18 protein-coding genes and 1 pseudogene are annotated in these 22,092 nt (G+C 64.8%); 12 read left to right on the forward strand and 7 right to left on the reverse strand.

Annotated features, from left to right (window positions below; all coding sequences use genetic code 11):
- Positions 1-22 precede the first annotated feature (22 nt).
- Positions 23-1,297, forward strand: coding sequence for an autotransporter strand-loop-strand O-heptosyltransferase (locus tag PCA31118_RS20505; protein ID WP_150626900.1), 1,275 nt, complete (start codon positions 23-25; stop codon positions 1,295-1,297).
- Here PCA31118_RS20505 and PCA31118_RS20510 read toward each other — a convergent pair.
- Entirely contained in the window at positions 1,276-2,205 is a 930-nt protein-coding gene (locus tag PCA31118_RS20510; RefSeq protein WP_150626901.1) for a LysR family transcriptional regulator, read from the reverse strand. The two genes, PCA31118_RS20505 and PCA31118_RS20510, sit on opposite strands and share 22 nt — an antisense overlap.
- A gap of 141 nt (positions 2,206-2,346) precedes the next feature.
- On the opposite strand from PCA31118_RS20510, the gene leuC reads away from it, so the two are divergent.
- The 3 genes from leuC to PCA31118_RS20525 are packed head-to-tail and all read left to right on the forward strand — an operon-like array spanning position 2,347 to position 5,829.
- On the forward strand, positions 2,347-3,759 hold the full coding sequence (gene leuC, locus PCA31118_RS20515) for a 3-isopropylmalate dehydratase large subunit (protein ID WP_150626902.1): 1,413 nt from the start codon (positions 2,347-2,349) through the stop codon (positions 3,757-3,759).
- On the forward strand, positions 3,752-4,390 hold the full coding sequence (gene leuD / locus PCA31118_RS20520; protein WP_150626903.1) for a 3-isopropylmalate dehydratase small subunit: 639 nt from the start codon (positions 3,752-3,754) through the stop codon (positions 4,388-4,390). The genes leuC and leuD overlap by 8 nt, the downstream gene beginning before the upstream one ends.
- A gap of 59 nt (positions 4,391-4,449) precedes the next feature.
- Complete coding sequence (locus tag PCA31118_RS20525; RefSeq protein WP_150626904.1) at positions 4,450-5,829, forward strand: 2-hydroxycarboxylate transporter family protein; 1,380 nt, start codon at positions 4,450-4,452, stop codon at positions 5,827-5,829.
- A gap of 67 nt (positions 5,830-5,896) precedes the next feature.
- Here PCA31118_RS20525 and PCA31118_RS20530 read toward each other — a convergent pair whose 3' ends face one another.
- Positions 5,897-6,913, reverse strand: a complete 1,017-nt coding sequence (locus PCA31118_RS20530; RefSeq protein ID WP_150626905.1) for a transporter — start codon at positions 6,911-6,913, stop codon at positions 5,897-5,899.
- A 435-nt stretch (positions 6,914-7,348) separates the two neighbouring features.
- Between PCA31118_RS20530 and ppk2 the strand changes: the two genes are divergently transcribed.
- Positions 7,349-8,269, forward strand: coding sequence for a polyphosphate kinase 2 (gene ppk2 / locus PCA31118_RS20535; RefSeq protein ID WP_072617578.1), 921 nt, complete (start codon positions 7,349-7,351; stop codon positions 8,267-8,269).
- Here ppk2 and PCA31118_RS20540 read toward each other — a convergent pair.
- From PCA31118_RS20540 to PCA31118_RS20550, 3 genes and pseudogenes are all read right to left on the reverse strand, one after another.
- The gene (locus tag PCA31118_RS20540; RefSeq protein WP_246190347.1) at positions 8,263-9,618 is read right to left on the reverse strand and encodes an ATP-binding protein; all 1,356 of its coding nucleotides are present in this window, start codon (positions 9,616-9,618) and stop codon (positions 8,263-8,265) included. The genes ppk2 and PCA31118_RS20540 overlap by 7 nt on opposite strands.
- 128 nt (positions 9,619-9,746) lie before the next feature.
- Positions 9,747-10,475: pseudogene (locus PCA31118_RS20545) on the reverse strand (response regulator); the annotation flags it as partial.
- Positions 10,476-10,492: 17 nt separating this feature from the next.
- Positions 10,493-10,714 (reverse strand): hypothetical protein, encoded by a 222-nt coding sequence (locus PCA31118_RS20550; RefSeq protein ID WP_150626907.1) that lies wholly within the window; start codon positions 10,712-10,714, stop codon positions 10,493-10,495.
- Positions 10,715-11,396: 682 nt separating this feature from the next.
- Between PCA31118_RS20550 and macA the strand changes: the two genes are divergently transcribed.
- The 3 genes from macA to PCA31118_RS20565 all read left to right on the forward strand — a co-directional run bounded on the left by macA (position 11,397) and on the right by PCA31118_RS20565 (position 16,321).
- Positions 11,397-12,545, forward strand: coding sequence for a macrolide transporter subunit MacA (gene macA, locus PCA31118_RS20555; protein ID WP_217431288.1), 1,149 nt, complete (start codon positions 11,397-11,399; stop codon positions 12,543-12,545).
- A complete protein-coding gene (locus PCA31118_RS20560; RefSeq protein WP_150626909.1) occupies positions 12,542-14,635 on the forward strand; it encodes a MacB family efflux pump subunit in 2,094 nt (697 codons plus the stop codon). Before macA ends, PCA31118_RS20560 begins: the two co-directional genes overlap by 4 nt.
- Positions 14,636-14,857: 222 nt before the next feature.
- Positions 14,858-16,321, forward strand: a complete 1,464-nt coding sequence (locus PCA31118_RS20565; RefSeq protein ID WP_174990548.1) for an efflux transporter outer membrane subunit — start codon at positions 14,858-14,860, stop codon at positions 16,319-16,321.
- Here the strand turns inward: PCA31118_RS20565 and PCA31118_RS20570 are convergent.
- Positions 16,301-17,509: a Rossmann-fold NAD(P)-binding domain-containing protein gene (locus PCA31118_RS20570; RefSeq protein WP_246190348.1), complete on the reverse strand. Its 1,209-nt coding sequence runs from the start codon at positions 17,507-17,509 to the stop codon at positions 16,301-16,303. The two genes, PCA31118_RS20565 and PCA31118_RS20570, sit on opposite strands and share 21 nt — an antisense overlap.
- 15 nt (positions 17,510-17,524) lie before the next feature.
- Here PCA31118_RS20570 and PCA31118_RS20575 point away from each other — a divergent pair, with 15 nt between their 5' ends.
- The 4 genes from PCA31118_RS20575 (at position 17,525) to PCA31118_RS20590 (ending at position 21,218) form a co-directional block, all read left to right on the forward strand.
- Positions 17,525-18,559, forward strand: a complete 1,035-nt coding sequence (locus PCA31118_RS20575; protein WP_150626911.1) for a CDP-6-deoxy-delta-3,4-glucoseen reductase — start codon at positions 17,525-17,527, stop codon at positions 18,557-18,559.
- A gap of 317 nt (positions 18,560-18,876) precedes the next feature.
- On the forward strand, positions 18,877-20,136 hold the full coding sequence (locus PCA31118_RS20580) for an acetylornithine transaminase (RefSeq protein WP_150626912.1): 1,260 nt from the start codon (positions 18,877-18,879) through the stop codon (positions 20,134-20,136).
- 114 nt (positions 20,137-20,250) lie between these two features.
- Positions 20,251-20,757, forward strand: a complete 507-nt coding sequence (locus PCA31118_RS20585) for a GNAT family N-acetyltransferase (protein WP_150626913.1) — start codon at positions 20,251-20,253, stop codon at positions 20,755-20,757.
- On the forward strand, positions 20,754-21,218 hold the full coding sequence (locus PCA31118_RS20590) for a GNAT family acetyltransferase (RefSeq protein ID WP_150626914.1): 465 nt from the start codon (positions 20,754-20,756) through the stop codon (positions 21,216-21,218). The genes PCA31118_RS20585 and PCA31118_RS20590 overlap by 4 nt, the downstream gene beginning before the upstream one ends.
- A 205-nt stretch (positions 21,219-21,423) precedes the next feature.
- Here the strand turns inward: PCA31118_RS20590 and PCA31118_RS20595 are convergent.
- Positions 21,424-22,092: ABC transporter ATP-binding protein (locus PCA31118_RS20595; RefSeq protein WP_150626915.1), on the reverse strand; the 669-nt coding region annotated here is incomplete at its 5' end.

The raw sequence follows: 22,092 nt of genomic DNA on the forward strand, positions 1-22,092 counted from the left end.
CGTCCGTCGTAAGGTGTCGTCCATGAACGACGCTGTCTCGCCCCCTTCCGAAACGCACACGCCGTCTGCTGGCACCTTACCGCCGGTGACGCCATTTGCGCCGTCCCCTCATCAGATTTTTCTGGCGCCCGCGCTGCTGCCGACACAAGTCGGTCCGGCGGGGTTGCGCTTCGATTTCAACGACGGTGCGCGCGTGGTCATTCCCGACTTCGGTCAGCCGTTGCCGTGGCGCGTGCGCATCAGCGATCTGCGCGACGGCCGCCCCCTCGCCGACGTCGCCCTGTCCTCCGGCGTGGTGCGCAGCCCGACCAAGTACTACACGCCTTGCGGTATCACGATCTGGCTCAACGACGTGGTGGTCTTCGAGCACCGTTTCGATCTGCGCGATCAGGACGTGCTCGTTCAGTTCCCGCTGGCCGCACTGGGGGACGTACTGGGCTGGCTGCCGTATGCGCTGCGTTTTGCCGACGTGCACGGGTGCCGGCTGGCATGCGTGGTCACCCCGGCGGTGGCGGCATTGTTCCGCGACGCCTATCCGCACGTCGAATTCCTCTCACAGGACAAGGTCGAGCGGCGCAAGTACTACGCGACGTACAACGTCGGCCTGTTCTTCGACGACAAGGAACTGACACAACAGCCCCGTGACTTCCGCCAGACGGGTCTGCATCGCACGGCAGCCCACATACTCGGTGTCGACGATGCCGAGTCGACGGCGAAGACGGCGCTGCCGGACGTATCGCGCCCGATGGCAGATCCCTACGTCTGTATCGCGGTACAGAGCACGGCGCAGTGCAAGTACTGGAACCGGCCGGGCGGCTGGGATGCCGTCGTGGCGGGCTTGCGCGAGCGCGGCTTGCAGGTGGTGTGCATCGACCAGAAACCACGCAACGGCAAGCACGACTTCTGGCAATCGATCCCGGAAGGCGCCATCGACGCCACGGGCGATCTGCCGCTGACCGAGCGTGCGCGCTGGCTGATGCACGCCAGCGCCTTCATCGGCTTGTCGAGCGGACTGTCATGGCTCGCCTGGACCATGGGCGCGCCAACGGTCGTCATCTCCGGCTTCACGCTGCCGCACAACGAATTCGCGACACCGTATCGCGTCATCAACACCGACGTGTGCACCGGCTGCTGGCACGACCCCGCGATTCGCTACAACCACGACGACTTCCACTTCTGCCCGAGACACAAAGGCACGCAACGCGCCTTCGAATGCACGCGCGAAATCACGCCGGAAGCGGTGCTGGCGACGGTAGACAGGATTCCAGGGGTGAATCAGGCGATGCCACGCGCGTGACCGGCGCCGTCCCGATGTAATTCGCGCGCCAGATACTGCTCCATGAAGTCCACGAAGATCCGCACCTTCGCCGAGAGATTGAGGCGCTCCGGATAGATCGCATAGATATCCGCCGCAGGCAGCGCCCAGTCGCTTAGCAATGGCGTGAGCGCCTTCGACGCAAGCGCGGCCCGCACATCCCACTCGGATCTGACCAGTATCCCGTGCCCGTCGAGCGCCCAGCGCAACGTGGCCTCACCGTCGTTGCTGCTCATCACGCCGTGCACCTTCACCGTTTCATGGCGCTTGCCTTTGGTGAAGTGCCAGGTGCCGTACGCCGTATCGTTTTCGCGCAGCACGATGCACAGATGATTGCGCAGGTCGTCCGGCACCTGCGGCACACCATGCCGTGCGAGATACGCGGGCGATGCACACACCAGACGTCGGTTGGCCGCAATCCGACGCCCTACCACACGCTGATCCGGCAACTCGCCGAAACGGATGCCGACGTCGAAGGCGAACTCGGCAAGATTCATCGGCCGGTCGGTCAGATCCAGTTGCACTTCGACGTCCGGGTACTGTTCGCGAAACACCGATAACGCCGGGACGACGTGGCGGCGTCCGAAGCCGAACGTCGCGTTCACCTTGAGCAATCCGCGCGGCAGATCCCGGCTGCTCGACACCATGCGTTCGAGCTCGTGCACCTGTTCGATAATCCGGGACCCCGTGCCAAGGTACAGCTCGCCTTCGTGCGTCATGGCAAGGCGCCGTGTGGTGCGGTTAAGCAGTTTCACCCCCAGCCGACGCTCCAGTTGGCTCAGCCGCGCGCTAATGGCAGGCGGCGTCACCCCCAGATCGCGCGCCAGCGCCGACAGGCTTCCCAACGTCACCAGTCGCGCGAAGAACTCCAGGTCGGCAATGGCATCCATTATTAAATTCAACTTAAAAGTAGGTTAAGCGAATATGCATTTTACGATTCTATGAACGAATTAGACTCCACACAAGGTCGCAACGCCTGTCGACGACGGTGAACTCGACGACCGCCCCGCCCCATTTCGTGGAGTGCCCCCATGGGACAGACGCTTTATCAAAAAATCGTGCGAAGCCATACGGTCTTCGACGTCGATGCGCAGCACGTCGCGCTCTATGCCGATCTGCACATCATGAATGAGTACACAAGCCCGCAGGCCTTCGCCGGGCTCGCCGAGAAAGGGCTGCCCGTGCGCTGCCCGGAGAAACAGATGGGCATCGTGGACCACGTGATCCCGACGCATCCCGTGCCGGTCGGCAAGCGCACCATCGTGATCGACGCCGCCGCGCATCAGGCCGCGAACTTCACGCGCAATTGCGAGAAGCACGGCATTCATCTGTTCGACGTGACGGACCCCGAGCAGGGTATCGAACACGTTGTCGCGCCCGAACTCGGTCTGATCCGGCCCGGTATGGTGGTGCTTTGCGGTGACAGCCACACGACCACGTATGGGGCGCTGGGCGCCCTGGGATTCGGTATCGGCACCTCGGAAGTCGAGCACGTGCTGGCAACGCAGACGCTCATCTACCGCGTGGCGCACGACATGCGCATACACGTCGACGGTGCGCTCGCGAGCGGCACGACATCGAAGGATCTGGTGCTCTACATCATCGCCCGCATCGGCGCACAAGGCGCGCGCGGCTTCGTCGTCGAATTCACCGGCCCGGCCATCGAAGCGCTGTCTGCAGAGGCGCGCATGACGTTGTGCAACATGACGGTCGAAGCGGGCGCGCGCGGCGCGCTGATTGCTCCCGACGCCACGACGCTGCAATACGTCGGCGACCACATCAGGGATATCTCCGGCGTGGCGCTCGACGCTGCCATGGCGCGCTGGCTGACGCTGCGCTCGGACGACGACGCCGTGTTCGACGTCACGCACCGATTCGACGCCGCCGATGTCGCACCTTTCGTCACGTGGGGCACCAGCCCCGATCAGGCGATTGCGATCGACGCCCCGATTCCCGGGCTGCCGCACGACGAGACCGAGCGACACAGTGCGTCGAAGGCGCTTGGCTATATGGGCCTCGACGCGGGGCAGTCGCTCGACGGCCTGCCCATCGATCATGTCTTCATCGGCTCCTGCACCAATGCGCGCATCGAGGACCTGCGCGCGATCGCCAACATCGTGCGCGGTCGCAAGGTCGCCTCCGGCGTGCGCGCGATGGTCGTGCCCGGCTCGGGCCGGGTGCGCGATCAGGCAGAGCGAGAAGGCATCGCGGCCGCGCTCACCGATGCAGGTTTCGAATGGCGTCAGCCGGGCTGCTCGATGTGCCTGGCGATGAACGACGACATTCTCAAGCCGGGCGAGCGTTGCGCCTCGACCACCAACCGCAATTTCGAAGGACGTCAGGGACGCGGCGCACGCACGCATCTGATGAGTCCGGCCATGGCCGCCGCAGCAGCGCTCGCCGGGCGCATCGTGGACATTCGCAAGGAGATCCCTCATGGCTAAGCACACGCGCGTCGTCGGCATTGCCGCGCCGCTACCGCTGAACAATCTCGACACCGATCAGATCATGCCCAAGCAGTTTTTGCTCGGCATCGACAAATCCGGCCTCGCGCGCGGCGTGCTCTACGACCTGCGCACGCTTGCCGACGGCACGCCCGACGCCACATTCGTGCTCAATCGTCCGGCCTATCGCGACGCACGCATTCTGGTCGGCGGCGCGAACTTCGGTTGCGGCTCCAGTCGCGAGCACGCGGTGTGGGGCTTGCAACAGGCGGGCATCGAGGCCGTCATCGCGCCGAGCTTCGGCGAGATCTTCTACTTCAATGCGCTCAACAACCGCCTGCTGCTAATCGGCCTGGCGCCTGCCGACGTGGCGACGCTCGCCGAGCTGATCGACGATCCCGCGCAAAGCCTGCTGACCATCGACGTCGAGCGTCAGCAGGTGGTCGCGGCGAACGGACAGACGTTCGCGTTCGATCTGCCGCCGCGCCAGAAGCACATGTTCATGGAAGGCCTCGACATGATCGGCATGACGCTGCGCGACCGCGATGCGATCGCCGCCTTCGAAGCCCGCCATCGCGACGACGCCCCCTGGATGCAGATCGATCTGCCCCGGCAGCAACGCACGGCCTGAGAAGAGGCGCAGCAAGCGCTCACACGACGGCCGGATTCAAGACCTTTCAGGAGACAACCATGGAAAGCCAAAGCGCTCAGGCGAGCGGGTCCCCGCTCGCCGGTACATCCCCCACCCATGCCGAGGCATCGAACGCCCCCGGTGCTGCCAACCCTTCGGGCCCTTCCCGCTGGACGGCGCTCACCATCGGCGGCGCGCCGCTGCCGATGTTCGTCGCCATCGCCGCCATCACGGGGCTGGCCGCACTCACCGGGCGCCTGCCGGCCGACATGATCGGCGGCTTCGCGGTGCTGATGATCGCCGGCATGCTGCTGGGTGAAATCGGCGGCGTCATTCCCGGGTTCCGGCACATCGGCGGCCCTGCCATTCTTTGCCTGTTCGTGCCCGCCGCACTGCTGGGCAACGGTCTGATGGACGACGCGATGCTCAAGGCGATCACCGTCACGATGAAGACGGCGAATCTGCAATATCTCTACATCGCCTGTCTGGTCGCCGGCAGCATGCTCGGCATGAATCGCAAGATTCTGATTCAGGGCTTTCTGAAGATGTTCGTGCCGCTGCTCATCGGCACGCTCGCCGCGATTGCAGCCGGTTGTCTCGCCGGTCTGCTGTTCGGCTTCAGCCCGCGGCATACGTTCTTTTTCATCGTGATGCCGATTCTCGGCGGCGGCATTGGCGAGGGCATTCTGCCGTTGTCGATCGGCTACTCGGAAATTACGGGCGAAGCGCAGGGCCATCTGATCGCAACGATGGTGCCTGCTGCACTGATCGGCAACGTCGTGGCGATTCTCTCGGCAGGGTTGCTCAAACGTTTCGGCGAGAAGCATGCGCATTACAACGGCAACGGCATGCTCGTGCGCAGCGGTGAAGATCGCGCGCTGCTCGAAGGGCAAAGCGAGGCGCAAGCGCTCGACCTGCGGCTCATGGGGCATGGCCTTCTGCTCGCCTGCACGCTATTCATTCTCGGCGCGTTGCTGGCTCCGCTCACCGGCATTCCCGGCCCAGTGCTCATGATCGTCGCCGCAGCCGTGATGAAGGTGGCGCGCGTGATTCCGGCCAGCATGGAAACAGGCGCGTATCAGATGTACAAGTTCATGTCGACGAATCTGACGTTCGCGATTCTTGTGGGCCTCGGCACGCTATTCGTTTCGTGGGACAAGCTCGTCGGCGCGTTCTCCACCGCTTACTTCGTGATTTGCGCAGCGACGGTGATCGCGATGGTGGTCTCGGGGTTCTTCGTCGGCATGTGGCTCAAGATGTTCCCGGTCGAGTCGGCCATCGTCACGGCCTGCCACAGCGGACTCGGCGGCACGGGCGACGTGGCGATCCTGTCGTCGTCGAATCGCATGGGGCTCATGCCGTTCGCACAGATTTCCACGCGCATCGGCGGGGCGGGAATGGTCGTGATCGCGACGGTGCTGATGAAGTTCTGGCACTGACGCGTGGTCGGCGCCGAGATTGACGGCGCCCCGATCGACGGTGGCGGCCAGTGGAGGACTGAGGCGTTCAGTCCGGTCGCCGCCGGAACGCCCACCAGCCGGCGGCCGCCGTGCCCGTGGCCACGATAGCCACGAGCACCCAGAAGCCATGCGGATGATCGGCAAGCGGAATGCCGCCCACGTTCATCCCGAAGAACCCGGCCACGATGTTGATCGGCAAGGCGAGCACGGTCACCACGGTGAGCGTGTAAATCGTGCGCTCCGTGCGCTCGCTGACCATGGCCGCGATTTCCTCCTGTAGCAGCTTGATCCGTTCGAGCAGTGCCGAGAGGTCGTTGAGCACCACCGCGAATTCTTCCGTCGCCTGACGGAATTCCTGCACGTCCTCCGCATGCCCCCACACCGGCGGGCGACTCAGCAGCCGAAAGAGCGCTGCCGGTTCCGGCGCGAGCAGTCGTTGCAGACGTACGAGCACGCGACGCAACGATCCCAGGTCGACGCGATTGCTCTCGATGCGTTGTTGCAACAAGCGGTCTTCGACGATATCCACACGGCGGCTTGTCTCTCGCACGATACGTTCGAGGACATCGGCCTGATCGCGCAGCAAATGCACGAGCAGCGCGAGCGGTGTGCGAAATGCATCGCCCCGTTTGACGGACGCACGTAATTTGTCGATGGAGCGAAGCGGCTTTACGCGGCCCGTGACGAGCAGACGCGCGTTGGCGGCGACACGCAGCGTCGAAATCTCCGATTGCGCAATATCGAACGCGAAGATGACATCGTTGATGACGGCGAGCAGCCAGTCGTCGGAATGCTCGATGCGCGTGGAGCGCGATCCCTCGCCCAGACTTTCGTAGAACTCGTCGGGCAGCCGCATTTGCGCCTTGAGCCACTTCTCGCACGCAGCGTGTGCGAAGTTGAAATGCAGCCAGAGAAAGCCCTCGGCCCGCTCGCCTTTCATGAGCCACGCGAGCGCTTCGCCCGAGTCGACAGGTTGCGGCGCTTCGCCGTCGGTAAAGCGGTAGCCGTAGATCAGGCCAGCCTGATCGCAGCCGTAAGCGTTGTGGACTAAGTCGGCGAACATGCGCGCAATCCGGGCGAACGTGGGGAAAATGACGTGATTCGCACCGCGGCTCGGTGGGACTTGCCATCATGACAATGTCATATGTCTTTTTTGTGACAGTCTGCGCGTCATTGCGCCCGCCCGGAGGGGGCGGAATCGGTGGCGACGCGCCGTCCTGCGGGGCGCTGCCGGGAACTCCGATACGCGCCATTCGTCAACGCCATGCTGGTGTCATAAAATCGTCGCATACTGGAGTTCACACCTTCGGGCGCGCCATTCCCCCCAGTTGCCGGGTCGCCGTGTCGGTCCCGGCGTAGGACGTTAGGGGGGCGAAAGGGGGCATAAGGAGGACATAAGGGGGCATCTCTGGCATTCGTGCCGTAGTGCCTGCGCGCCTTCATGTCCTAGCGCCTTTGGGCCTACTCGTGTTTTCTGGCCGTAAGAGAGATCGTCGCCATGACCAAATTCGATTCCGACGCCGACCACGACGCGATGCTCACGCGTCGCCTCCAGGATGACCTGATCGACAGCTACGACGAAGAGATCGAAATGGAGATCGACGATCTTCGCCTGCCGGGGCTGAACGATCTGAGCGCACAGGCGCGCGACGACCGTCTGCACTATTTCCGGGAGTTGTTCCGTCTGCAAGGCGAACTCGTCAAGTTGCAGGACTGGGTCATTCGCAGCCGTCACCGCCTCGTGGTGATCTTCGAAGGCCGTGACGCCGCAGGCAAGGGCGGCGCGATCAAGCGCATCACGCAACGCCTGAATCCTCGTGTGTGTCGTGTTGCGGCGCTGCCCGCCCCGAACGACCGCGAGCGCACGCAGTGGTATTTCCAGCGCTATGTCCAGCATCTGCCGGCTGCCGGCGAGATCGTGCTGTTCGACCGCAGTTGGTACAACCGCGCCGGTGTCGAGCACGTGATGGGCTTTTGCACGCAGGACGAATACGAGGAGTTCTTCCGCTCGGTGCCTGAATTCGAGAAGATGCTGGTGCGCAGCGGCATCCAGATCGTGAAGTACTGGTTCTCGATTTCGGACGAAGAACAGGAAGCGCGCTTTCTCGCCCGGATTCAGGATCCGCTCAAGCAGTGGAAGCTGAGCCCGATGGATCTGGAGAGTCGCACCCGCTGGGAGAAGTACACGGTTGCCAAGGAAGTCATGCTCGAACGCACGCACATTCCTGAAGCGCCGTGGTGGGTGGTGCAGGCCGACGACAAAAAGCGCGCGCGGCTCAACTGCATTCATCACCTGCTCCAGCAAGTGCCGTATCACGACGTGGAGCGCTCGCAGGTCGTGCTGCCCGAGCGTGCGCGCAGCGAGGACTACATGCGTCACCCCGTGCCGCCGGAGATCATCGTGCCGGAGATTTACTGAACCGCGCCGGAAAACTCGCTCGCCGGGGCAATCGGCAACGTCAGCGTGACACGCAGCCCGCCGCCCGACGATTTGTCCAGACGCACCGCCCCGCCCCTGCCTTCGACCAGCCGCACCACCAGCGACAGGCCCAGCCCGCAATGGCCCTCGCCGCCGCGCGACGCGTCGAGCCGTACGAAGGGCCGCATGGCGAGCGCCACCTGATCGTCCGGAATGCCTTTGCCGCAGTCGCTGACTTCGATGCATCCCGTGTCGCCGTCGCGCCATGTCGCCAACCGCACGGTCGGCTCGCCATGTTCGAGTGCGTTGTCGACGAGGTTGGACATGACACGGTCGAGCAAGGTGCGCGGCAGCATGAAGCCGGGCCCCGCACGCAGGTGACTGACGAAGAGTGACGCGTCGTCTTGCGCGTCCGCACGTGCCAGGGCGCGCGCAGGCGCCCCATCGACCGTTGGCGTTTCCTCAGCGTCATCCGCCGGGAATTGCTCCCGGAGAAATTCGTCGACGTTGACCAGCGGACTGGTGTCGGCTTCATCACGGGCGTAAGCGAGAAATTGCTGGACGATGTGATCGATGGACGCAATATCGCGAACGAAGCCGTCGCGCGAGTCATCGCTGTCGATCAGGTCGGCACGCAGACGCAGTCGCGTAAGCGGCGACTTCAGGTCGTGCGCAATGCCTGCGAGCATGATCGCCTGATTGTCCTGCGCCTCGGCCAGACGCTTGGCCATGTCGTTGAACGCATGCGTGAGGTCTCGCAGTTCATGCGGCCCCTGCTCGGGCAGCAGGGCCGGGCGGCGTCCGCGCGCGATGACACGTGCGGCGTGCGCCAGCCGCGCGATGGGCCGCTGCATCTGCCACGCGACGAGCAACGCCAGCAGCACGGCGCCGATGAGAATGCCCAGCGTCTCACGCACGAACGGCGGCATGGGCGGCAAATCCAGGCCGATGACGATCCACTCGTCATGCTGCGGGAGCAGCACCCAAATGTTGCCGCGCTTGCGGTCGTTGACGATATGCAGTTGCGTGCCTTCCGGCAGGCGCGAGAGCAATTCGTGGCGCAGGCGAGTCGAGCGTTCGTCGTCGACTTCTCCGGAGAATGTCGGCGTCTGTGAGACGGGCACGCGCCGCAGGCCGTGGGGCGGTGCGAGGCTGCCGGGGGCGACGGCGCGCTGATCCACGCTCTGGATGGCAACGAGCAGCCCCCGCGCGAAGCCGTCGACTTGCTGACGGGGGCGCTGATAGAACACCAGCGCGCTCCACACGAGATGCATCACCAGCAACACGGCAATGCCCAACCATGCCAGACGCGCGAACAGCGTGTCGCGCAGCAGCCAACGGAAATTCACGCAGCGCTCTCCCGCCAGCCGCGCGCAGCGCGCTTGCTCGCCGAGACGTTCGTCGCGAGCGAGAGGCCATCGTCGTGCCCGCCACCCTCGCCGCCCTCGTTGCTCCCTATACTGCCGGTGCGCTCGCGCGCGTCGGACGTCGCGCCCTCCGAGATTTCACCGCCCGGCACGAACACGTACCCCTTGCCACGAATCGTCTGGATATAGCGCGGTTCGGACGGATCGGTCTCGATGAGGCGACGCAGGCGCCACACCGGAACGTCGAGGCTGCGGTCGCGAAAGGTAATGCCGTCGCCATAGAGCATGGCGTGAAGCTTCACGCGCGGCAGCACCTGCATGGGATGCTGCGTGAACGCCTTGAGCATGGCAAATTCGGTATCGCGAAGCGGCAGACGTTCGCCTTCGCGCTGAAGGGTGCGCAACGAGTAGTCGAGTTCGAACGGACCGAAACGATACGGTGCACGGGCGTCCGGCGCGCTCGCAGCGACAGGCCCGCGACGACGCAGCACGGCGTGAATGCGCGCGAGCAATTCTCGCGGATCGAACGGCTTGGCAAGGTAGTCGTCGGCCCCCAGTTCCAGGCCCAGCGCACGGTCGAGCGGCCCACCGCGCGCGGACAACATGATCACGGGGATATCGTCGCCCGCAGCGCGCAAATCCTGTAACGCCCGCAGGCCATCGCGCTCGGGCATCATGATGTCGAGCAAGATGACGGACGGACGTTCGAGTTCGAGCCGGCGCATCAGCGAGGCACCGTTGTGCAGCACCGAGACCTGCATGCCATTGGCGTGCAGCAATTCGCGCAGCAGGTCGCGAACGACAGGATCGTCGTCGACCAGAAGAACATGCAGACTCATGAAGATTTCTCGGTAATTTAAGTTTCGCGCGGTGCGGTCGCGCTTTGCGACAGTTTCACGGCATCGTCCTGCGTCACAGCGGGTGTCTGTGGTGTGCTGGACAGCGAGCGCAGCGCGTTGGAATAGCGATCCGCGGCGGATTGCGCACGGTGCGTGCCGATCGTGGCAGCCGACCCTTGCCCCGGCAAGCGCCAGGCCCGATGTGCCGCCGCCTCCGGCGAACCAATAGTGATAGCCATGCGTTGTGCTCCTCTGTGACGAGATAGCTCGCAGTTTGCGCGCCCGTCCAGTGCACCGTTGACCGAAGCATCCAACAGAATGGCGTCCAATCCTTATTTCAGAAAGGATTGGTAAGGCGCACCGAGATGCGCCACTGACATCGCGGCTCCCGCCAACGCTCGAAAATCAAGATTTCGTCGACGTTGGGCGACATTTGGCGAAATTATAGCCAATTTAGCGAGAGCCACCGACCACGGGCGGCTTGACTCCGACAGGTCGCCCGCCTCGGCGCACGCACGCACCCCATGCAATCTTCACACTGTGCAGAGCCTGCGTCGGCGCCCCGGCCCCACCGTCCGGTAGGCGCTGGCCCTTATGCTGCAAGCCTTTGCGAGATGCCGGACTCCCGAACACCACGCTCGTTGCGCGCGGGGCGGCGTCTCCACATTTCCTACGCCCCTACCGGCCAGCCCTTACCGGCCCCGCTCCTGCCGCAGCACAACCGTGCTCGCCCGTCATCTCTGTTCACAAAGTCCCAACAACTGAAAACAGTTTGTCGCGCACCCTTTGTTTAGCATCGCTTCACATTCCGCTTCACATTCCGCTTCACATTCCGTATGGCGCCGCCTTTGGCACGCTTTTCGATCCATGACGCTTTTCTTCTCCCGGCTTCGGACCCAGCTTCGATCCTTGCTTCAGTCCTTGTTTCGTACCCGTCGTCGCAAAATCGGCGCGCTTGCCGCTTTCCTCGCCGTCGGCTTGCTCAGCGGACTCAGCGCGTGGCAATGGGCCCATCCCAAGCCGCCCGCCTATCTCTTCGCCAAGGTCTCGCGCAGCGATCTGGAAGACGCCGTGCTCGCGACCGGCGTGCTGCAACCCATCAAGCAAGTCGAAGTCGGCTCTCAGGCGAACGGGCAACTCCGCTCCCTGAAGGTGGTGCTCGGGGATACCGTGTCGAAAGGCCAATTGCTCGCCGAGATCGATCCGACCTCCAGCGAGAACGACTTGCGCGAAGCCAGTGCCGGGCTCACCACGCTCGCCGCCGACCGTCGCGCCAAGTCCATTCGCCAGACCCAGGCCGAGCGCGAACTCGCGCGCCAGCGCCAACTGGCGCGCGATGACGCGACGTCGCCGCGCGACCTCGAAAAGGCCCGCACCGAAGCCGAAGCCCTCACCGCGGAACTCGCGTCACTCGACTCGCAGATCAGCCAACAAAAGGTCAAGGTCGACAAGGCACGCACGAATCTGTCCTATACGCGGATCACCTCCCCGATCAACGGCACGGTGACCGCGATCACCACACAGGAAGGGCAGACGGTGACGGCGATCTATCAGATCCCGACCATTCTGAAGGTCGCGGATCTCTCCATGATGACGATCCGCGCGCAGGTCTCCGAAGCCGACGTCGTTCGCATCCGTGCCGGTCAGCCGGTGTATTTCACGATTCTGGGCGCCCCCGAGAAGCGCTACGAGGCAAAGCTTCGCGTAATTCAGCCGTCGCCGGAAAAGATCAATAACGCGATCTTCTTCAATGCGCTTTTCGACGTGCCCAATCCGGACGGTGTATTGCGTCCGGACATGACGGCGCAAGTGTCGATCGTGAGCGCCCGGATGTCGAATGCCCTCACCTTTCCCTCGGTCGCCCTCGGCGAGAAGCGCGCCGACGGCCGCTATCGCGTTCGCGTGCTCGACGCTGGCGGCCATGCGCACACGCGCTGGGTCAAGGTCGGGCTGGATAATCGCCTCACCGCGCAAGCGCTGGACGGCCTGTCCGAAGGCGATCGCGTCGTGACTGCCGACCCGACCGATGCGCCGCCGCACGGCGCCAACGACACGGGAACACTGCTGTGACGGCCGCATCCACGCCCCTGCTGCGCCTGTCCGGCATCTCTCGCACGTTCGGGGAAGGTGTTGGCGCAGTGACGGTGCTTCGCAACGTCGATCTGACGATCCGGCGTGGCGAGATGGTCGCGATCATGGGGCCGTCCGGCTCCGGCAAGTCGACGCTGATGAACGTGCTCGGCTGTCTCGACCGCGCCACCGAAGGACGTTACGAGATTGACGGCCACGACGTGGCCTTGCTGTCCGACGATGCGCTGGCAAAGCTGCGCCGCGAGTACTTCGGCTTCATCTTCCAGCGCTATCACCTGATGGGGCATCTCACCGCACAGGCAAACGTGGAAGTCCCGGCGGTCTACGCCGGTGTCACCCGGTCGAATCGCGCGTCGCGCTCGGCCGCATTGCTCGAACGCCTGGGGCTCGGCAAGCATCGCCTGCATCGACCTTCGCAGATGTCCGGCGGGCAGCAACAGCGCGTGAGCATCGCCCGCGCGCTGATGAACGGCGGGGACATCATCCTCGCCGACGAGCCGACCGGCGCGCTCGATAGCCGCAGCGGGCGGGAGGTGATGCACATTCTGCGCGAGTTGCATGCGCGCGGACACACGATCATTCTCGTCACGCACGACCCGGGCGTGGCCGCATGGGCGCAACGAGTCATCGAGATTTCCGACGGGCGCGTCAAGGGCGATCGCATCAACGACACGCCGCGTGTCGTCGAATCGACTGCCGATGTCGGACCGAATGATGGGGATGATGGGGATGATGGAGGCCATGAGGGCAATGAGGGCAGTGAGGAAGATGAGGACGACGGCAATCCGTCGTCCTCGTACAGCCCGCCGACGACAGCGAACGCATCGTCACCGTCCTCACAACGCCCGTGGCTCACGCGCTGGATCACCGGCTGGCCAACGTTCTCCGAGAGTCTCGCGATGGCGTGGCACGCGCTCGCTTCGCATCGGCTACGCACCGGCCTGACGATGCTGGGCATCATCATCGGCATTACCTCGGTGGTCTCGCTCTCGGCCATCGGCGAAGGCACGAAACGACGCGTGCTCGACGACATCGGCAACATCGCCCCCAACACGATCACGGTATTGCGCGGCAAGGATTTCAACGACGACAAGGCGACGGAGATCCGTACGCTCTTGCCGCGTGACGCCACGTTGCTCGCCGCGCAACCTTACACGGACAGCGTGACGCCGCAAATCGGCCCGCGCACGGCGCGCATGCGCTTCGGACGCATCGACACCGACGCGCAGATCCACGGCGAAGGCGCGGAATTTCTGCGCGCCAACGGTCTGAAACTGGCGCGCGGTCGAAGCTTCGATGCGAGCGAGGTCGCGCGTCAGGCGCAGGTCGCACTGCTCGGCGAGAACACGCTCAGAAAACTGATGCCCAACGGCGGCGATCCGATCGGCAAGATCGTGCTCGCCGGGTCATTGCCGTTGCGGGTCATCGGCGTGGTGCGCGACCGTTCGTCGATGTTCGTGAGCCGGACTCTCAATGTGTACGTGCCTTGGACAACGGTCGCAAGCAGACTGGCCGGCCAGCAGCATCTGGAATCGATCACCGTGCGCATTCTGGACGGGCATCCCCCTGCGGCCGCCGAAGCGGGGATCGTTCGTGTACTCACGCGTGCCCACGGCCAGAAGGATTTCTTCACGTTCAACATGGACACGATCGTGAAGTCCATCTCGCGTACCAGCCAGATGCTCACGTTGCTGCTTTCGTTCGTCGCCCTGATCTCGCTCGTGGTCGGTGGCATCGGCGTAATGAACATCATGCTGGTGTCGGTCACGGAACGCACTCGCGAAATCGGGATTCGTCGTGCTATCGGCGCACGGCGTCAGGACATCCTCCGGCAGTTCCTCATCGAGGCGGTGCTCGTGTGTCTGATGGGCGGTGCGATCGGGGTTGCCTTGTCGTATGCCATCGGCTGGCTGGTGTCGACGCTCATACCGCAAGTGGCCGTGGTGTTCTCCGCCAACACGTTTGCCGCTGCCGTGGCCTGCGCCTGCGCGATCGGCATGCTCAGCGGCTGGTTGCCTGCGCGCAGCGCCGCGCGGCTCGATCCGGTCGATGCCCTGGCACGCGAATGATTTGCCCCCCGCCGTCCCGCAGCGCCCCCCTCAGGCTCGGGACGGCATTTATACCCCGCGCGCGATTCGGTGTCGCGCGCGGGGGTCTTTTTCACAGATTCGATGACCCGCTTTCTACCGCTCCCAAGATACGGCCAAGACCCGCGCCGCCCTCGACTGGCGCGCTTTGCGTCGGTCCCGCTCTTCCCCCCTATTTCACGTCTGGCGAGGTTCACCGACACCATGCTGCGCGGATGTGCCCCCGCCCTGAGCGCGGCGGCCGCCGCCGTTGTGCTCTCGGGATGCGCGCTCACGCGCACGGACTATGCGCGTGCGCCCTTGCCGGTTCCCGCCCAGTTCCGTACCCCCATCGACGGCACACAGGAGGCGCCAGTCGCCGTCGGGGAGGATGCGGCGCTTCAACCCTGGTGGCGCGCCTTTCACGACCCGCGACTCGATGCGCTCATCTCGCAGGCCCTTGCAGGCAACCCCGCGCTCGCACTCAAGGCACTGCAAGCGGATCGCGACGCGCTCCAGGCCGGCCTGACGGGCGCCAATCGCTGGCCGCAATTCGCCGGCAATATCACGGGGGCGAAGTCGCGCGCCCTCGACGGCGGAAAGGCCGCGCTCGCCTACGACGGGCAAACGCGCACGACCTCAGGCGCCAGTCTGGGCATCAGCTACGAAGTCGATCTGTGGAACAAGCTGGCTGCGCAACGCGACGCCGCCGACTGGCAAGCCGCCGCCAGTGCATGGGAGCGGCGCGCAGCCGCACTGACGCTGTCGAGCCAAGTGGCGTCGCTCTACTGGCGGGTGGCGTTTCTGAACGAGAACGTTCGCAGTGCGACGGAAGATCTCGTCGCCGCGGAGCGCGCCGTGGCGCTGGTGGAGGCGCGTCGGCGCGCAGGCGCCGTCTCGGCGCTCGATCCGGTGCAGGCGCAGCAGGACCGCGATGCCCTCGCCGGGGCGCTCGCGCAGTGGGAGCGACTTCGCGATATCGCGCGGCACGCGCTGGCAAACGCGTTGGGGAGTCCCGCACAAACGCGTTTCGCGGAAAGCGAGTCGCTCGCGGCGGTGCGATTACCCGAAGTGGCGCCCGGCCTGCCGGCGTCGCTGCTCGCGCAGCGCCCCGACCTGGCGGCCGCCGAGACGCGCGTGCGTGCGCGCCTGGCCGATGTCGATGCAGCGCGTCTGTCGTTCTATCCGTCGCTCACCCTGACCGGCATGGCGGCGACCAGCAGCGATTCGCTCACGCGCCTGCTCGCCAATCCGGTGGGCACGCTGGCCGCATCGATTGCCATGCCGTTTCTCCAGGTGCAGACGGCACGCTTTACCACGGCCCTCGCACGCAACGATTACGAACAATCCGTCGTCATGTTTCGCAGCACGCTTCTCACGGCGCTGACGGAAGTCGAAGACGCCTTGTCCACGCGCGAGCGCACGACGGCGCAATATGCTTCACTTGCCAGCGCCGCCTCGCTCGCACAGCGCGCCGCAACGCTCTCGGGTGCGCGATATCGCGCCGGCGACATCGACCTGCAAAGCTGGCTCGACTCGCAACGGCTCGCGCGTCAGGCACGCCGCAACGCTGCACAATCGCGGCTCGATCAGATCGACGCGACGCTCTCGCTCGTCAAGGCGCTGGGAGGGACTTTGGGGAACGACGGCCCGGTCAGCCCCGACGGCTCAGGCAGTCCCGTTCGATGATGCGTTCGATGGCACATTCGGCGAAGGTATCGCCGCGGCCGCGCCAGCCGGGGCGGCAACGTCCGCCTGATCGCTCTGCGTCGGTCGCGTAGGTGGCGTCGGTGGCGTCGGTGGCGCCAGCGACGCCAGCAGCGCAGCCACATCGGGATACATCAGCCGATAGCCGAGTTCGCGCTTGAGTCGGGTGTTCGCCAGACGTCGCGACTCGGACATGAAGGACAGCAGCGTCGGCTCCAGCACACGCGCCGCCTCCTCGCGCGAGATGCGCGGGGGGCGTGGCAGCCCGAAAGCGTCGGCGACATGGTCGAAGTATTCCCCCATGCGCCAGTCGGTGTCGTCGCTTGCATGCACGATGCGCTGCGCCTTGCCGCGCCACATCGCACGAATCAGGATCGCTGCGAGGTCGTCGGCATGGATATGGTTGGTGTAGACGTCGTCCGACGCCTGCAACGCGGGGGTGCCCTTGCGCAAACGCGCCAGCGGCAAGCGCTGCCCGGCATAAATTCCCGGAATGCGAACGATGGATACCCGCCATGGCGCGCGGGCGTGCTCGGCACTGCGCCACGAGGCTCGCGCGCCGGCGGCCGCCAGTGCGCCCGGCGTACGCGCACGCGCAGCGCCCGCCCGCAGCAGTCGGCGCGCGCTGCGCGCATGGAACGACGCTCTGCCCAACGAGCGCACCGTCCGTTCGGCATCGACGCGGCGCTGGCCGCGCGGCGAACGGGGCGAGGGCGTGCGGGTCTCGTCCACATACGCGCCGCCGCAGTCGCCATAAACGCCGCTGGTGCTCGCGTAGACGAGAATCCGGCGCGGCGCGACGGGCAGCCGTGACAGGGCCGCCCGCCCCCCCTCGGGTACAATATCGGGTTTGGATGGCCGGGTCAGTGCCGCGCGCAAACGGCGGGTTCGCCAGTCCTGGCTGCCATTGCCGGCGACCGCCGCAGGCGGCGCCAGATGCAGCACGCGCGGGGCCAGATGGCCGATACGATGCAGGCGCTTCGCCTCGTCCAGATTGGCGACGACAGGCACCGCGCCCGCAGCGCGCAAGGCAGCATGACGCGCGTCGCTGGCGGTCACGGCGAAAACGCGAAAGCGTTTGACGAGGGCCGGCAGGGCACGCATGCCGACGTCGCCGCAGCCCACGATCAACAGGCGCGGACGACCGAAGGATTTGGACGGTTTTTTCATTTTTCGGATTGTAGTATGGCTTACAACGTTACCCTCGTGCCGAGCGGGCGCGAGTTCCAGGTCGAAGACGGCGAGGCCGTGCTCTCCGCCGCGCTGCGTCAGGGCATCGGTCTGCCCTACGGGTGCAAGAACGGCGGTTGCGGGTCATGCAAGGCCAAGCTCGTCGAAGGCACCGTCGAACACGGCGCGCACTCCAGCTCGGCCCTCTCCAAGGACGAGGAAACCCGCGGCTTCGCACTGCTTTGCTGCGCCCACACCAAAGGCGACCTCGTCGTCGAGTCGCGCGAGGTCAAGGGCATCGGCGACATTCCCGTCAAGCGTCTGCCTTGCCGCGTGAACGCCCTGGAGCGCCGCGCCGACGACGTCATCGTGATGCGCCTGCAACTGCCCGCCAACGAACGCTTCCAATACCTCGCCGGGCAATACATCGAATTCATCCTCAAGGACGGTCGCCGCCGCAGCTATTCCATGGCCACTGCGCCGCACGAGGAAGGCTTCCTGGAACTGCATCTGCGTCACATGCCCGGCGGCGTGTTCACGGACCACGTGTTCAATCACATGAAGGCGCGTGAAATCCTGCGCTTCGAAGGGCCGCTCGGCACGTTCTTCCTGCGTGAAGATTCCGACAAGCCGATCGTGCTGCTGGCCTCGGGCACCGGTTTCGCCCCGATCAAGGCCATCGTCGAGCACGCGGTGCACAAGGGCCTGAACCGACCGATGACGCTCTACTGGGGCGCGCGTGCGCTCAAGGACATCTACCTGCGCGATCAGGCCGAACAATGGGCACGCGAGATTCCCGGCTTCAAGTTCGTGCCGGTACTCTCGGAGGCGGCGCCCGAAGATCAGTGGCAGGGTCGCACGGGCTTCGTGCACCGCGCCGTGGCCGAGGATCTGCCGGACCTGTCGGGCTACGAGGTCTACGCATGCGGTGCGCCGGTCATGGTCGAGTCGGCTCGCCGCGATTTCGTCGCCCATCACCGGTTGCCGGAAGACGCGTTCTTCGCAGACGCCTTCACGACGGAGGCCGATAACCCCGGCGGCGGGGCGTAACGCTGCCATGACATCGTGACGCCGTGACGTGAGCGCTGTCCGTGAAGCGTTCAGGGGATGCGCAAAAGATGCATGCAAACCACAGTCCCTGCATTCCCTTTGACAAGCGCCGCGTCACCGTCTTATGCTTGCCGACATGAACCTGATTGCCATCGCCTCGATCCGACGTCGCCGTACGCTGCCCCAACCGGGATGCCGCGCGGCACGCTATCGACTGCGATAACAACGCAAGTTCTCAAGCACAGCGAAGCCACGGGCAACCCCCGTGGCTTTTTTTATTTCCTCGTCTCTTCTCACACAGCCCTTCGGAGACCGTCATGTCGCTTGCCCCATCGTCCGCCGCACAGCCGTCCAACGCGCCCAAGGTCGCTCGCAACGCCAAGTTCGCCGAGTACCCCACGCAAGCCTTGCTGCCCATCACTACGCGCCCCGAACTCGTGTTCACCCACGGCAAGGGCGGCTGGCTGTACGACCACGAAGGCAAGCGATATCTCGACTTCATTCAGGGCTGGGCCGTCAACAGCCTCGGTCACTGTCATCCGGTCATGCGCGACGCGCTCGCCACACAAGGGTCCTTGCTGCTCAACCCTAGCCCGGCGTACTACAACCTGCCGATGATCGAGCTGGCCGACCTGCTCGCGAAGCTCTCGGGCCTCGGCAAGGTCTTCTTTGCCAACAGCGGCGCCGAGGCTAACGAAAGCGCCATCAAGCTCGCGCGCAAATGGGGGCAATTGCACCCGAATCCGGCCGGCGGCGCACGCTACGAGATCATCACGTTCAACAACGCCTTCCATGGTCGTACGCTCGCCACGATGTCCGCGAGCGGCAAGCCGGGCTGGGACAAGATCTTCGCGCCGCAAGTGCCGGGTTTCCCGAAGGCCGAAATGAACGATATCGCGTCGGTCGAAGCGCTTATCGGCCCTGATACCGTTGCCGTGATGCTCGAACCGATTCAGGGCGAAGCCGGCGTGGTGCCCGCCACGGACGCGTTCATGAAAGCGCTTCGCGAACTCACCAAAAAGCACGAACTCCTGATGATCGTGGATGAAGTGCAAACGGGCTGTGGACGCACGGGGACGATGTTCTCGCATCAGCAAAACGGCATCGTTCCCGACATCATGACGCTCGGCAAAGGCATTGGCGGAGGTGTGCCGCTCGCGGCCATGCTCTGCGGCGACGAGTTCGCCGTCTTCCAGCCAGGCGATCAGGGCGGCACCTACAACGGCAACCCGCTGATGTGCGCGGTCGGCCTTGCGGTGATGCGTACGGTCAGCTCGCCTGGGTTCCTCGAATTCGTGCGGGCGCAGGCCGACTATCTGAGCGCAGGGTTGCAACATCTGTCGTCGCGCTACGGCGGTCAGGGCGAGCGTGGCGCGGGGCTGCTACGCGCCTTGCTGCTTGGTCGCGACATCGGCCCGCAATTGGTCGAAGCGGCCCGCGACATGGCGCCGGACGGATTGCTGCTCAATTCGGCGCGCCCGAACCTGTTGCGCTTCATGCCCGCGCTGAACGTGAGCCGGGAGGAAATCGATCAGATGCTCGCCATGCTCGACACGCTGCTCGCCAGACAGGCGTAGTCAGCAAGGTCAGCACGGTCAGCAAGGTCCATAGAAAAACACATCACGTGCGTCGATGCTCGCCCGGTTTTCGCAGGGGCGAGCACGTCGGACATTTCAGAGGAGAACCCATCGATGAACGATCTGAATCCGGGGCAGCCGACAGCGCCAGCCGAAGCCATCGTCGAAATTTCATCCGATCCGGCACGGCTCGACATCGGTTTCATCCACCATGCGCTCTCAACGCAAACGCACTGGGCGCAGGACATTCCGCGCAATACGCTCATGCGCGCCATCAGCCATTCGCTGTGCTTCGGCGCCTACGCGACGCAGGTCGAGGGCGGCGCGGCGCGCCAGGTGGGCTTCGCACGTGTGATCACCGATCGCGCCACGTTCGCCTATCTGGCAGACGTCTTCGTCGACCCGTCGATGCGCGGGCTCGGTATCGGCAAACGTCTGTGCGAGAACGTGCTCGCGCACCCGTCCCTGCAGGGGTTACGCCGTTTCCTGCTCGCCACCACCGATGCCGCCAGTCTCTACGCCCGTTATGGGTTCGAGCCGCTGGGGCCTGTGAACAAGATGATGCAAATCCACCGGCCCGACATTTACACGAGCCGCACGAACCCACAGGAAGCACCATGATTCGCCTGCCCGCCGACATTCATATTCGCACTTTCGACGACACGGACACCGAGGCGGTGATCGCGCTCTGGCGCGAGGCGTTTCCGGAGTACAATCGCGCGGACAAGCCGCATCGCGAGCCGCGTCGCTCGATTGCCAACAAAGTCGCCATGCACGACGGCCTGTTCTTTGTCGCGGTGCGCGAGCGCAAGATCGTGGGGACGGTGATGGCCGGATACGACGGGCATCGCGGCTGGGTCTATTCGCTGGCGGTCGCGTCGGCGTTACGCCGTCGCGGCGTGGCAAGTGCACTACTGCGCCATGCGGAGGCCGCACTGTCCGAACGCGGTTGCCTCAAGCTCAATCTGCAGGTGCTCACGCGCTCGCGCGAAGCGCTCGCGTTCTACAACGCGCACGGCTACGCCGCCGACGATGTCGTGAGCCTCGGCAAGCGTCTGCCGCTCGCGGCGGGGGCGTCGTAGTGACTGTTGGGTGCGACGAAGACGGACAGGAGGCACGCCGGGTGTTGGCTCGTCAGCGTCTTGGCCAACATGCACAAAGGGCGCCGGAATTGGCTTCCGGCGCCCTTTTGCTCAGGACGGGATCAGGACACGATTGCGCGTCTATCGACGCACTTGCGTGCGTTCGAGCTCACATGCCGAGTCACATCGCGAGTCACATGCCGAGTCACTCCCCGAGATACGCGGCGCGCACCTTCGGATCGTCGAGCATGTCCTTCGCGTCACCGGTCATGGTGACAAGGCCACTGTCCATCACATAGCCACGGTGCGCGGCTTGCAGCGCCAGACGCGCGTTCTGCTCCACGAGCAGCACCGTCACGCCTTCGGCCGACACCGTACGCACCACCTCGAAGATCTTCTCGACCATGATCGGCGAGAGGCCCATCGACGGCTCGTCGAGCAGTAACAGCTTGGGCTGGCTCATCAGCGCACGCGCCATCGCCAGCATCTGCTGCTCACCGCCCGAGAGCGTGCCCGCGAGCTGGTCGCGGCGCTCCTTCAAGCGCGGGAAAATGCCGAACATCTTGTCGACGTCCTGCTTGATCCCCGCGTTGTCGTTGCGCAGATACGCCCCCATCTGCATGTTCTCGAGGATGGTCATGCGCGTGAAGATGCCGCGACCTTCCGGCACCATCGCCAGGCCCTGCTTGAGCAGATCGAACGCCTTCACCCCGCGAATCGACTTGCCCAGATACTCGATGTCGCCGTCGGCCCACGGCAGCAAGCCCGTGATCGCCTTCATCGTGGTCGTCTTGCCCGCACCGTTCGCGCCGATGAGCGTGACCAGCTCGCCCGGCTGAATGTTCAGGTCGATGCCCTTGACCGCCTTGATCCC

This window comes from Pandoraea captiosa, assembly GCF_902459775.1.
Taxonomy (GTDB): Bacteria; Pseudomonadota; Gammaproteobacteria; order Burkholderiales; family Burkholderiaceae; genus Pandoraea; species Pandoraea captiosa.

Coding starts and splice junctions, on each gene's coding strand:
- PCA31118_RS20505 (WP_150626900.1), top strand. CDS start 23: ATGAACGACGCTGTCTCGCCCCCTTCCGAAACGCACACGCCGTCTGCT.
- PCA31118_RS20510 (WP_150626901.1), bottom strand. CDS start 2,205: ATGGATGCCATTGCCGACCTGGAGTTCTTCGCGCGACTGGTGACGTTG.
- leuC (WP_150626902.1), top strand. CDS start 2,347: ATGGGACAGACGCTTTATCAAAAAATCGTGCGAAGCCATACGGTCTTC.
- leuD (WP_150626903.1), top strand. CDS start 3,752: ATGGCTAAGCACACGCGCGTCGTCGGCATTGCCGCGCCGCTACCGCTG.
- PCA31118_RS20525 (WP_150626904.1), top strand. CDS start 4,450: ATGGAAAGCCAAAGCGCTCAGGCGAGCGGGTCCCCGCTCGCCGGTACA.
- PCA31118_RS20530 (WP_150626905.1), bottom strand. CDS start 6,913: ATGTTCGCCGACTTAGTCCACAACGCTTACGGCTGCGATCAGGCTGGC.
- ppk2 (WP_072617578.1), top strand. CDS start 7,349: ATGACCAAATTCGATTCCGACGCCGACCACGACGCGATGCTCACGCGT.
- PCA31118_RS20550 (WP_150626907.1), bottom strand. CDS start 10,714: ATGGCTATCACTATTGGTTCGCCGGAGGCGGCGGCACATCGGGCCTGG.
- PCA31118_RS20565 (WP_174990548.1), top strand. CDS start 14,858: ATGCTGCGCGGATGTGCCCCCGCCCTGAGCGCGGCGGCCGCCGCCGTT.
- PCA31118_RS20570 (WP_246190348.1), bottom strand. CDS start 17,509: ATGAAAAAACCGTCCAAATCCTTCGGTCGTCCGCGCCTGTTGATCGTG.
- PCA31118_RS20575 (WP_150626911.1), top strand. CDS start 17,525: ATGGCTTACAACGTTACCCTCGTGCCGAGCGGGCGCGAGTTCCAGGTC.
- PCA31118_RS20580 (WP_150626912.1), top strand. CDS start 18,877: ATGTCGCTTGCCCCATCGTCCGCCGCACAGCCGTCCAACGCGCCCAAG.
- PCA31118_RS20585 (WP_150626913.1), top strand. CDS start 20,251: ATGAACGATCTGAATCCGGGGCAGCCGACAGCGCCAGCCGAAGCCATC.
- PCA31118_RS20590 (WP_150626914.1), top strand. CDS start 20,754: ATGATTCGCCTGCCCGCCGACATTCATATTCGCACTTTCGACGACACG.